An 11,727-nucleotide genomic window follows, 5' to 3' on the forward strand; every position below is an offset into this window, starting at 1 on the left:
GCGTGGGAGCGGGCGGCGGGGGCGGCAGGTGGGCGGCGCGTGCGCAAGCCTCTGCTCCCCGCGGTGCTTACTTCTTGTCGACCGGCTTGGTCTCAGCCGGTGCTTCGGCCGGGGCCGGAGTGGCGGCCGGAGCCGGACGCGCCTTGACCACACGTACGCCACGCGCCTTCATCCAGGCGTCGAACTCTTCGGCGGTCATGCGCTTGCCGTTCTGGCTCATGTCGAAGCGCCAGGGCGTGTTGTCGAATTCGGTCTGCGGCTTGTAGGCCGCAGGATCGTTCGGCTTCACCGCCGGTGCGCTCGGAATGGCCTTGGCGATGTTCTGGCAGCCATCGATGCGCAGGCGCTGCAGCACCTGGTCCAGCGACTGCGACGGATCGTAGTTGCTGCTCAGCACGCCGGCCGGCATGCCCAGCTGGTTGCCACGGATGTAGAGCTCGTCGGCCACCGGCGCGATGGTCGTGGCCGGCAACGGCAGCGGCGAGGCGCTGGTGTTGACCGAGCAATCGACCGCAGCGTGGGCGGCGGGAACCAGGGCCAGCGCCAGGACGGCGGCCGATGCAGAGCGCAGCATGAAGGGCATCCAGGAAAGGAAGTGACGCGGCGAGTTTAGCAATGCCGCGACAGCTTTCAAGCGCCACTTTCAATGAATACGGCAACCCATTGGTTTTACGGACAAAAACCCGACGAACGGTTACCCCCGGACCGGCAGGCGCCGGATTCCGGGCCGCAGAAACAACAAGACCCGGCCGAAGCCGGGTCCTGCTGTGTCCTACTGGCAGAGCGTCAGAACTTAGTTCTGGACGTTCAGCTCGGTACGACGGTTCTTGGCGCGACCTTCCGGGTTGTCCGAACCATCCGGGTTGGTGTTCGGAGCAATCGGACGGCTCTCGCCGTAGCCGATCGGGCCGACCAGGCGACCGGCGTCAACGCCGTTCTTGGTCAGGTAGTTGTACACGGCGGTAGCACGACGCTCCGACAGCTTCTGGTTGTAAGCGTCGGTACCCTTCGAGTCGGTGTGACCGGCGACTTCAACGCGCAGATCCGGGTAACGCTTCAGGATCTCGGTGGCTTCGCTCAGGATCGCCACGGCGTCCGGACGCAGGTTCGACTTGTCGAAGTCGAAGTTGACGCCCTTCAGGTCGATGGAGACCGGCACCGGGCAACCGTCCGGACCGATGGTCTGACCCGGCTGCGAGTTCGGGCACTTGTCGTCGCAGTTGTTGACGCCGTCACCGTCGTCATCCAGGTCGGCGCAGCTCGGGGCAACCGGAGCCGGAGCCGGAGCAGCCGCGACCGGAGCCGGGCCCAGCGGGATCACGACGCCGACCGAAGCCAGCACGTCGCCGAACCAGCTTTCATCGTTGCCGGCACGCTTCGGGTTCACGCTCTGGTCGTCGAAATCAGCGCGGTAGGCGACTTCGGCACGGACAGCGACGCGCTTCTCGAAGGTGGTCTGCAGACCGACGCCGACCTTGGCGGCAAAGTTGCCGTCCTTGCGGTCAGCCAGGCCACCGCTGATCGGGTTGTACTCTTCTTCCGACTTCTGGTAGCCCAGGCCGGCCAGCAGGTACGGGTTCCAGCCGCGGCCTTCCTTGATGAAGTGGCGACGCAGGTCCAGCGAGACGCCGTACTGCGACCAGTTCATGTCCTTGTTGGCGTCGAAGTTCGGGTTCTGGTAGTTCAGCTCACCGTCCAGCGACCAGTTCGGGCTGATGAACTTGCCCAGGCCCAGGGTGACGAACGGAGCGTCATTGGTCAGGCGGTCGCTGTCCTGGAAGTTGAAGCCGGCCGAACCGGTCAGGTACCAGCGGTCATCGAACTCCTGCGCGGACGCAGCCTGGGCGAAAGCCAGACCACCCAGCAGCGCGGCAGTAAGGATCTTCTTGTTCATTGAGTACAGCTCCTATTTCGGGGGTATGAAACCGGTAGAGGCATGGGCCAGCACTAGTGCGTCGATGTTCGACAGCCGATTCAGCACGCCACCGCCGCGAACATTATGCTCAGGCGGGTGAAGGTCATGTTAACAGTCCCGTAACATGTGAAGTATCGCGCCCGACCCTCCACCGGTCCGACGTTGAAACCCTATACAGGATGATGAAAATCCGCAAGACCCTCACGCTGCAAGGGTTTGACGGGGTTTAAGTGCGGAATACGACATATTGCGCAACAGCTTGCTCCACCCGATTCAGCGTATCTGCTGAAACGTGAGGAACTCTATGATGGAGCCACGTACCCAGCCGGAGCCGAGATGAAAGCCGTCGCCCTGAGTCGTGAATCCGCCCCCGCCCTCTGCGATATCCGCCTGCCCCCGCCGCTGCCTCCGGGTGGCCGCGACCTGCTGATCCGGGTCGAGGCCGTCTCGGTGAACCCGGTCGACGGCAAGCAGCGGGCGGCCACCGATCCGGCCACGCTCGAAGCACCCCGCGTACTCGGCTGGGACGCCGCCGGTGTGGTCGAAGCGATCGGCGAGGACGCCAGCCTGTTCGCGTCCGGCGACGAGGTCTACTACGCCGGTGATGTCACCCGGCCGGGCTGCAATGCGCAGTTCCATCTTGTGGACGAACGGCTGGTAGCGCGCAAGCCGACCACGCTCGACTTCGCCGAAGCGGCCGCACTGCCACTGACCACGCTCACCGCATGGGAACTGCTGTTCCAGCGCATGCCATTGCAGCTGGATGATCGCCGCCATGCCGGCCAGCACCTGCTGGTGATCGGCGGAGCAGGCGGTGTTGGATCGATGGCGATCCAGCTGGGCCGGCATGCCGGATTCGAGGTGATCGCCACCGCCTCGCGTGAATCATCGATCCACTGGTGCCGGCAGATGGGTGCCCAGCATGTAATCGACCACCGGCAGCCGCTGCTGCCCCAGCTGCAGGCATTGGGCATCGACGCAGTACAGGTCGCGCTCAACCTGGCCGACACCGACCATTACTGGGATGCGTTGGGTCAGCTGCTGGCGCCACAGGGCCATGTCGGCCTCATCGTCGAACCGCGCGGCGCGCTGCGCATCGGTGATCCCTACAAGGCCAAGTGCATCGGCATCCACTGGGAGTTCATGTTCGCGCGTTCGCGCTTCGCCACGGCGGACCGCATCGAACAGCACCGCATCCTCAGCCGCGCGGCCAGCATGATCGACGCTGGCCAGCTGCGCGGCACCCTCAGCGAGACGCTGGGCGCGATCAATGCGGCGAATCTGGACATCGCGCATCAGCGCTTGGCCAGCGGGCGCACGGTGGGCAAGCTGGCGCTGGCCGGCTGGGGCGACTGAGTCAGGCTGGAACGCCAGTGCAGTGCCGAGCCATGTTCGGCTGGCGGTGCCAGGCAAAGCAGCCGGAGCATGGCCCAGCTCCACAGAACGGCCCATACGCAGGATCGACGACTCCTGTAGCGGTGGATCGGCCGGCATCTGTATCTATGGGAGTAACTGAATCGGGATTACGGTGGAAACAGCCCCCCCCCTCTCCCCGAGCGCCACCATGCCCACCGCCCTGCCCCTGCGTCTGCTGCAACTGATCATCGGCCTGTTCCTGTACGGCTTCGGCGCCTCGCTGATGATCCGTGCAGCGATCGGCGTGGCCCCCTGGGACGTGTTGTCGCAGGGCATCGCCGCACAGACGCCGCTATCGTTCGGCCTGGCCACCAATGTGATCGGTGCACTGGTGCTGCTGCTGTGGTGGCCATTGCGACAGAAGCCGGGCGTCGGCACCGTGCTCAACGTGATGTTGATCGGTCCATCCGCGCAGTTCGGGCTGTGGTTGCTTCCCCCGGCGGTCGGCCTTGGCTGGCAGCTGGCGATGTTCTGCGCCGGCATGCTGCTGGTCGCCCTGGCCACCGGCCTGTACATCGGCGCCAAGCTCGGGCCCGGCCCACGCGACGGCCTGATGACCGGCCTGCATGCCCGCACCGGCTGGCCGATCTGGAAGGTGCGCAGCCTGATCGAGGGCAGCGTGCTGCTGCTGGGCTGGTGGCTCGGCGGCAATGTCGGTGTCGGCACCCTCGCCTTCGCCCTGCTGATCGGCCCCCTGTGCGGGGTAACGCTGGGCTGGTTCGGAATTGGGCGTCCCCCGGTAGTACCGGCCGCTGGCCGGCAACCGCAATCACCCTGAGCTGATCGGGATGCCGGCCAGCGGCCGGCACTACCGCCCCCGAAGTTCGGGGGCAGCGCCGCAGGCGCGGGGGGTGGAGGCCGGTAAGTGGGGCCCGCGGTTCGCGCAGCGAAATGCGGGAGCGACAGCACGCATGTGCCGAGCGTACCCGGCCAGCGGCCGGCACTACCGCCCGCGCCCCTTGCCCCAGCCGCCGTTTCCCGGCACGCTTCGCGCTTCCGTACGCAAGCGTATCGATCATGTCGCCAGCCAACGAAAGCGCCTATCCCCACCTGTTCGCCCCGCTGGACCTGGGCTTCACCCAGCTGCGCAACCGCGTGCTGATGGGTTCGATGCACACCGGCCTGGAAGATCGCGCCCGCGACTTCCCGCGCCTGGCCGCCTACTTCGCCGAACGCGCCGAAGGTGGCGTCGGCCTGATCGTCACCGGTGGCTTCGCGCCGAACGTGGTCGGCTGGCTGAAGCCCTTTGGCGGAAAGCTGTCTTGGCCCTGGGAAGTGCGCCCGCACCGGCAGCTCACCGCGGCCGCGCACCAGCACGGCGCGAAGATCTGCCTGCAGCTGCTGCATGCCGGCCGCTATGCCTACCATCCCCTGTCGGTGGCACCGTCGAAGCTGAAGGCGCCGATCAACCCGTTCACCCCCCGTGCGCTGTCGGCCAGCGGCGTCGAGCGGCATATCGCCGACTACGCACGCAGCGCAAAGCTGGCCCGCGAAGCCGGCTACGATGGCGTCGAAGTGATGGGCTCGGAGGGCTACCTCATCAACGAGTTCATCGCCCCGCGCACCAACAAGCGCTCCGACCGCTGGGGTGGCGACGCCAACCAACGCATGCGTTTTGCAGTGGAGATCGTGCGCCGCATCCGCGAGGCCTGCGGCCCGGACTTCATCATCATCTACCGCCTGTCGCTGGTGGATCTGGTTGACGACGGCAGCAACTGGGAAGAGATCGTGCAGCAGGCCCAGGCCATCGAGGCGGCTGGCGCGACGATCATCAATTCCGGCATCGGCTGGCACGAAGCGCGCATCCCGACCATTGCCACCTCGGTGCCGCGCGCCGCCTTCGCCGGTGTCACCGCCAAGCTCAAGCCGCATGTAACGGTGCCGCTGGTGGCGACCAACCGCATCAACATGCCCGACGTCGCCGAGCGCATCCTTGCCAGCGGCGGCGCCGACATGGTGTCGCTGGCGCGCCCGCTGCTGGCCGACCCGCAATGGCCCAACAAGGCCCGCGCCGGCCGCGCCGAGGCGATCAACACCTGCATCGCCTGCAACCAGGCCTGCCTGGACCACGTGTTCGAGAACAAGCTGGCCAGCTGCCTGGTCAATCCGCGTGCCGCACACGAGACCGAGCTGGTCTACCGCCCGGCTGCCACGCCGAAAAAGGTGGCGGTGGTCGGCGCCGGTCCGGCCGGCCTGGCTTGCGCCACGGTGGCCGCCGAGCGCGGCCACCAGGTCACCCTGTTCGATGCCAACGACGAGATCGGTGGCCAGTTCAACGTGGCCAAGCGCATCCCCGGCAAGGAAGAGTTCCACGAGACCCTGCGCTATTTCCGCCACAAGCTGGCTGAAACCGGCGTGCAGCTACGCCTGGACACGCGAGCAGACGCGGCCAGCCTGGCCGGCTTCGACGAGGTGGTGCTGGCCACCGGCATCACGCCGCGCAAGGTCGACTTCCCCGGCGCCAACCACGCCAAGGTGGTCAGCTACCTGGACGTGCTGCTGGGCCGGGTCGAAGTGGGCGCCAGTGCGGCGATCATCGGCGCCGGCGGCATCGGCTTCGATGTCGGCGAGTTCCTCAGCCACGCTGGTGAGTCCCCCTCGCTGGACCCACAGCGCTGGATGGCCGAATGGGGCGTGGACAGCACGTTCGAGGCCCGCGGCTCGCTGGCCAGGCCGCAGCCCGAGGCATCGCCGCGGCGGCTGTGGCTGCTGCAGCGCAGCCCGGGCAAGCCCGGCGCGCGGCTGGGCAAGACCACCGGCTGGATCCACCGCGCCACGCTGAAGGCCAAGGGCGTGCGCATGCTCGGCGACGTCGAGTACCTGGGCGTGGACGACGAAGGCCTGCGCATCCGCGTGGAAGGCAGCGAACAGCTGCTGCCGGTCGATCATGTGGTGATCTGCGCCGGGCAGGAACCGAACCGCGCATTGCAGGCCGAGCTGCAGGCCGCCGGCATCAACGCGCAGCTGATCGGCGGTGCCGATGTAGCGGCCGAACTGGACGCCAAGCGGGCCATCGACCAAGGCAGCCGGGTGGCCGCCGCGCTCTGATGAGCGCATGAATGGGGGACGGAATGTGATTTCCGTCACCCCTCCCGAACCTGAATGTCAAGCCGGACGGTTCACGATGCGTTCGGCTACGCCCCCCTACCTTGCGCCATCTTTCCGCTCACCAGCCAGTTTCCGGTGAGCCGGCGCAGCCCCCACGATCGGTACTGGTCGTTTCTTTTGGGGCTGCCCACGGGGCGGCCCCGATGGCCGCCTCCCCATGACGCCAAGTCGTCCCCCGCATCCTGTCGCCCCCGCGACTGGAAGCGGAGAGTGCGGCCCATACGGAGCAAGGAGTTATATGAAACTGGCCTGGATTCTCTGGCTGTCGCAGTTGTTGCCGCAGCCGGCCGCTGATTCACTGTGTCTGAGCACCACCGTTTACCTGGAAGCCCGCGACCAGACCCTGCGCGGCCAGCAAGCCGTTGCCGAGGTCGCCCTGCGCCGCCTCGACAGTGGCCTGTGGGGCGACTCGATGTGCCAGGTGGTCACCGCGCGCAAGCAGTTCGCGCCGACCATCGTCTCCCCCGGCACCCAGCTGGGCAATGACGCGGCCTGGAGCGAGGCAATGAACGTGGCCTTCGACGCCGAGCGCAACTGGGCGCTGCCGGCCGGCGAGCGCCGCGAGATCGTGCCCGGAGCCAGCCACTTCGCCGCGTTGTCCATCGCCAGCCCGAACTGGCGCAACGCCTACCAGGTGGCCACCATCGGCGATCACACCTTCTATAAGGTGCAGAACCTCAAGCCGCGGCAGTCGTAACGATCCGTGCTGGCGGCAGCGTTGCCGCCCGCTGGCAGGCTCTGGGATAGTGGGCGTTTCCCGCCCGCATCACCTGGAGTTCCCATGAAGCTGTACAGCAAGCCCGGTGCCTGTTCCACCGCCGACCACATCGCCCTGCAGTGGACCGGCCAGCCGTTCGAGGTCGAACTGCTGAACAAGGACACCCTGAAGGGTCCGGAATTCCTCAAGATCAATCCGGCCGGCGCCGTTCCCGCGCTGGTCGATGGCGACTTCGTGCTGCTGCAGAACGCCGCGATCATGGGCTATATCGCCGACACCTACCCGCAGGCCGGCCTCGGCGGCGATGGCAGTGCGCGCCAGCGTGCCGAAGCCACCCGCTGGCTGGCCTTCGTCAATTCCGACGTGCATCCGGCCTTCTCGCCGCTGTTCGCACCGGGCAAGTTCATCGCCGACGAAAGCCAGTTCGACGCGATCCGCGCCGCCGCACACAAGCGCCTGCGTGGCCTGTTCGAGACCGCTGACAGGCAGCTGGCCGACAAGCCCTGGCTGGCCGGCTTCCGCAGTTTCGCCGATCCGTACTTCTACATCACCCTGCGTTGGGCCGCCGGCACCAAGGTCGACCTGTCGGGCCTGGACAACCTGGCCGCCTACAAGGCACGCATGGACGCCGATGCCGGCGTGCAGGCCGCACTGAAGGCCGAAGGCCTGGCCTGAGCCTGACCCGGGGTCGGATCCGTCTGCACAGCAGGCGGCTCTGACCCCACCGGCGCCATCACCACACTCAGCCGATCTGGCGGATCACTTCACCGTTGGCATCGCGCAGGTAGGTCGGCACCACTTCGATGCGCAGCGCTCCCGCCACCGGGTAGATGCCACGTTCGGCACGCACGCCCGCCAGGGCCTGCAGCCCCGTCTCGTCCAGCGCCCAGCGCGCGCTGTCGGCCGATACCTCGCCGGTTTCACCGCGCGCTGCCGGAATGAATTCCCACTGCCGCTCGCGGCTGGCCAGTTCCAGCGATCTGCCGTGGCGCAGGCGCAATGGCAGCAGCTCGCACACACTGGCCACCTGGCCGGCGCCGAGCACCAGGGTGGTGACGCCCGCCTCCTGCCGCCAATCCAGTGTCTCGATGAACAACATGCCGGTGCTGGAGCCCTCGCGCTCGCTGCCGGCCCGCACCTGTGCGGCGAGTGCCGGATCCTCCAACAGGTTGCCGCGATGCAGGTCGCTGATCCACAGCGGCATCGCCGGTTGCAGCGCCTGCAGCACGCCGCGCGTCGACCAACGCTTGACCGCTTCCATCTCCTCATCGGTCAGCCCGACCAGCTGCAGGAACTGCAGGTGGCCATTGGCGGTGTCGCGCGCAGGCAACTGCGGATCGGCGATGAAGGCCAGGTGGCACAGACGCGTGCCGGTCTCCAGCGCGATCGGGCCGTTGGCGTTCAGATGGTGACCATCCTCGAACACGTTGCCGCTGCCAAACACGTAGCGCGCCAGGTTCTGCAGCAGGTTCATCGGCCACACCGGCGGGGTGCTGCCGGCGTGCTCACCGGCTCCAGCAGCCAGGCGGAAGGTCAGCTCGAATCCATAGCCGCTGGCATCTGCATCACTGCTCTCCTTGGCGTACAGCTCGGAGAAGCCGTAGGTGATGTAATGCCAGTGCGGTACCGGCGCATCCGCCCAGTACACGCTGATGCCATCCAGCGGATCCTGGCCACCCAGCGTGTACGGCAACGCCGTACCGTAGTGACGGGGTTCCTGGCCAGCATACAGCGGCGCCAGCGCCGCATTGATCGCGTCCCAGCCTGGGGTGTCGGTGTCGTCGTGGTCGTCCTGCACGCGGGACTCCTTGTGGGGAAGTGAACCGATCACTTTACGCGGTGGCTCAGGCCTGCACGACCTCGCCGCCACCATTGACCACGGCGGCCTGGGTTTCCTGCCACCAGCGCTGCGCCAGCGCCGGGCTGCGCGCCTTGCCCACCGCCGCCAGCAGTTCCGGGCACAGGCGTTCCAACGCAAGTGCATCGGTGCAGCGTTCAATCTTCAACTGCATGAAGTAGCCCTTCAGGCCCAGGTGGCGCCGCACCGCCTCGCTCATCGCGTCGTACAGCTGCTGGTACAACGCCGGATCCTGTTCGCGGCCGGTGCTGATGCCACGTACCGGTGCCAGCTCGGCATTGCCACCGATCACTTCGATCAGGCCCTGCGCTTCCAGCTGCTCCAGTGCATCGGCCGGCGCGCGCAGGCCTTCGAACAGGCCACGCAGTTCGGTGTCATCGCGATGGCCGTCGACCATCAGCAGGATCGAACGCAGTGCCGCCGGCAGGCGCCGGCCACGGTCTTCGATTTCCTGACGGCCAGCAGCCGTCTTGGCGTGCAGCAATGCCATTGCCTCCCCCTCCCTCGATGCACAATGCCGGCGCGCCCTGACGGGCACGCCCCCCCTGTGTGCCATCCCCGGACGGCACGCGCCTTCCCCGGCGCGCGCCGCGTATTGCAGGTCGATGACAGGCCGAGCTTAGCGCAAGTGCCGCGGGTAGTGCCGGCCGCTGGCCGGCAACCTCGTGATTGAGGGGGGTGCCGGCCAGTAGCCGGCACTACCGGATCAACGGCCCAGCGCGCGGCGGATCTCCTCCAGCGCGCTGGGGTCGTCCAGCGTCGACAGGTCGCCCGGATCACGCTGTTCGGCCAGCGCCTGCAGCGAGCGCCGCAGCAGCTTGCCGGAGCGGGTCTTGGGCAGTGCATTGACCACGTGTACGTGCGCCGGGCGTGCGACCGCGCCGAGCGAGGTGGTCACCGTCGCCATCATCTCGGCCACCACCGGCGCCGGATCCTCGCCATCCAGGCCCTGCTTGAGGGTGACGAACACCAGCGGCACCTGCCCCTTCAGTTCATCCTTGACCCCGATCACGGCGGCCTCGGCCACCCGCGGATGGCTGGAAATGGCCTCCTCGATCTCGCGCGTGCCCAGACGGTGCCCGGCTACATTGATGACATCATCGGTGCGACCGAGGATGAAGGTGTAGCCATCGTCGTCGCGGATCGCCCAGTCCAGCGAGCTGTACAGCAGTTCCTTGAAGTGGCTGAAGTAGCTCTGCAGGAAGCGGCTGTCATCATTCCACACGGTGCTCATGCAACCCGGCGGCAGCGGTGGCGACACCACCAGCACGCCCTTCTGCCCCGGTGCGACTTCCTCGCCGGTGTTCTCGTCGATCACCTTCATCCGGTAACCGAGATTGGGGAACCCGGGCGAGCCGAAACGCACCGGCTTCATTTCCAGGCCCGGCAACAGGGTCAGTGCCGGCCAGCCGGTTTCGGTCTGCCAGTAGTTGTCGATGATCGGCTTGCCGAGCGCTTCGCTGATCCAGTGCGCGGTCGGCTCGTCGAGCGGCTCGCCGGCCAGGAACAGGTACTTCAGCGCACGCAGGTCGTGGCGATGGATGAAGTCCGCGTCGTGCTTCTTCAGCACGCGGATCGCGGTGGGCGAGGAGAACATCGTGCGCACGTTGTACTGCTCGCACAGCGCCCACCAGATGCCGGGATCCGGATTGGTCGGCAGCCCTTCGTACAGCAGCGAGGTGCAGCCACCGATCAGCGGGCCGTACACATTGTAGGAGTGGCCCACCGCCCAGCCGACATCGGAGGTGGAGAACATCACCTGGCCCGGCTTGCAGTCGAACACGGTCTCCATCGACTGCGCCATCGCCACCGCATAGCCGCCCACATCGCGCTGCACGCCCTTCGGCTTGCCGGTGGTGCCGGAGGTATACAGCAGATAGCTCGGCTCGCTCGCTTCCAGCCACTGCACCGGCACATCCACTTCCCCGATCTGTGCATGCAGCGTGGCGTAGTCCACATCACGGCCCGGCACGCGCGGTTCGGCGGCATCCAGCCCACGCGACACGATCAGCACATGCGGTGGCGGCGACGCCGCTTCGGCGCAGGCGGCGTCGACCATCGGCTTGTACGGAATCAGCTTGCCACCGCGCATGCCGGCGTCGGCGGCGATGAGCAGCTTGGGCTTGGCATCGTCGATGCGCAGCGCCAGGTTGTGCGCGGCGAAGCCCCCGAACACCACCGAGTGCACCGCACCGATGCGCGCGCAGGCCAGCATCGCGAACACCGCCTCGGCCATGTTCGGCATGTAGATCACCACACGGTCACCGTGGCCGACACCGAGGTGCTTGAGTACCGCGGCGAAGTCGTTCACTTCGCGGTACAGCTGGCGATAGGTGATCTCGCGTGTGCTGTTGGTTTCGGTGGAGATGGCGACCAGTGCGAGCTGGTCGGCGCGCTCGGCCAGGTGGCGGTCGACGGCGTTGTAGCAGAGATTGGTTTCGCCGCCGACGAACCAGCGCCGGAACGGCGGGTTGCTGTAGTCGAGCACCTGCTGCGGCGGTTTATGCCAATGGATGCGCTTGGCTTCCTCGCCCCAGAAGGCCTCCGGCTCGTCGATCGAGCGACGGTAGGTTTCCTCGTAGTTCATGACGCAGCCCTCCCAGACAAAGTCATGGGTTCGAGGATAGTCCGGTGCTGCCGCGCGGGCCGCCCTACCTTGGTAGGGGGTGGGGTTTGTTATGCAGGGCTTGCAGCCCTGCACCCGCGGTAGTG

The 11,727-nt window shown here is 67.0% G+C and carries 10 protein-coding genes; 5 read left to right on the top strand and 5 right to left on the bottom strand.

Annotation, left to right across the window (positions count from 1 at the left end):
* Positions 1 to 67: 67 nt before the first annotated feature.
* Complete coding sequence (locus O0K41_RS20875; RefSeq protein WP_005408235.1) at positions 68 to 574, bottom strand: hypothetical protein; 507 nt, start codon at positions 572 to 574, stop codon at positions 68 to 70.
* 219 nt (positions 575 to 793) lie between these two features.
* Entirely contained in the window at positions 794 to 1,894 is a 1,101-nt protein-coding gene (locus tag O0K41_RS20880) for an OmpA family protein (protein WP_005408234.1), read from the bottom strand.
* A gap of 357 nt (positions 1,895 to 2,251) precedes the next feature.
* On the opposite strand from O0K41_RS20880, the gene O0K41_RS20885 reads away from it, so the two are divergent.
* From O0K41_RS20885 to O0K41_RS20905, 5 genes are all read left to right on the top strand, one after another.
* Complete coding sequence (locus O0K41_RS20885) at positions 2,252 to 3,271, top strand: zinc-binding alcohol dehydrogenase family protein (RefSeq protein ID WP_123958238.1); 1,020 nt, start codon at positions 2,252 to 2,254, stop codon at positions 3,269 to 3,271.
* Between the two features lie 208 nt (positions 3,272 to 3,479).
* Positions 3,480 to 4,109 carry a membrane protein gene (locus O0K41_RS20890; RefSeq protein ID WP_005408232.1) on the top strand — a complete coding sequence of 210 codons (630 nt, stop codon included), beginning with the start codon at positions 3,480 to 3,482 and terminating at the stop codon, positions 4,107 to 4,109.
* A gap of 239 nt (positions 4,110 to 4,348) precedes the next feature.
* Positions 4,349 to 6,379, top strand: coding sequence for an NADPH-dependent 2,4-dienoyl-CoA reductase (locus tag O0K41_RS20895; RefSeq protein ID WP_049449926.1), 2,031 nt, complete (start codon positions 4,349 to 4,351; stop codon positions 6,377 to 6,379).
* A gap of 298 nt (positions 6,380 to 6,677) precedes the next feature.
* Entirely contained in the window at positions 6,678 to 7,136 is a 459-nt protein-coding gene (locus tag O0K41_RS20900; RefSeq protein ID WP_004154513.1) for a cell wall hydrolase, read from the top strand.
* A gap of 84 nt (positions 7,137 to 7,220) precedes the next feature.
* Complete coding sequence (locus tag O0K41_RS20905; RefSeq protein WP_005408230.1) at positions 7,221 to 7,832, top strand: glutathione S-transferase N-terminal domain-containing protein; 612 nt, start codon at positions 7,221 to 7,223, stop codon at positions 7,830 to 7,832.
* A gap of 67 nt (positions 7,833 to 7,899) precedes the next feature.
* Here the strand turns inward: O0K41_RS20905 and O0K41_RS20910 are convergent, their stop codons facing one another.
* The 3 genes from O0K41_RS20910 to prpE all read right to left on the bottom strand — a co-directional run bounded on the left by O0K41_RS20910 (position 7,900) and on the right by prpE (position 11,602).
* The gene (locus O0K41_RS20910) at positions 7,900 to 8,955 is read right to left on the bottom strand and encodes a suppressor of fused domain protein (protein WP_049449928.1); all 1,056 of its coding nucleotides are present in this window, start codon (positions 8,953 to 8,955) and stop codon (positions 7,900 to 7,902) included.
* 46 nt (positions 8,956 to 9,001) lie between these two features.
* The gene (locus tag O0K41_RS20915; protein ID WP_033835447.1) at positions 9,002 to 9,505 is read right to left on the bottom strand and encodes a hypothetical protein; all 504 of its coding nucleotides are present in this window, start codon (positions 9,503 to 9,505) and stop codon (positions 9,002 to 9,004) included.
* A gap of 216 nt (positions 9,506 to 9,721) precedes the next feature.
* Positions 9,722 to 11,602 (bottom strand): propionate--CoA ligase, encoded by a 1,881-nt coding sequence (gene prpE / locus O0K41_RS20920; protein ID WP_005408227.1) that lies wholly within the window; start codon positions 11,600 to 11,602, stop codon positions 9,722 to 9,724.
* Positions 11,603 to 11,727: the final 125 nt, after the last annotated feature.

The organism is Stenotrophomonas sp. Sm2128 (assembly GCF_030985535.1).
GTDB lineage: Bacteria > Pseudomonadota > Gammaproteobacteria > Xanthomonadales > Xanthomonadaceae > Stenotrophomonas > Stenotrophomonas maltophilia.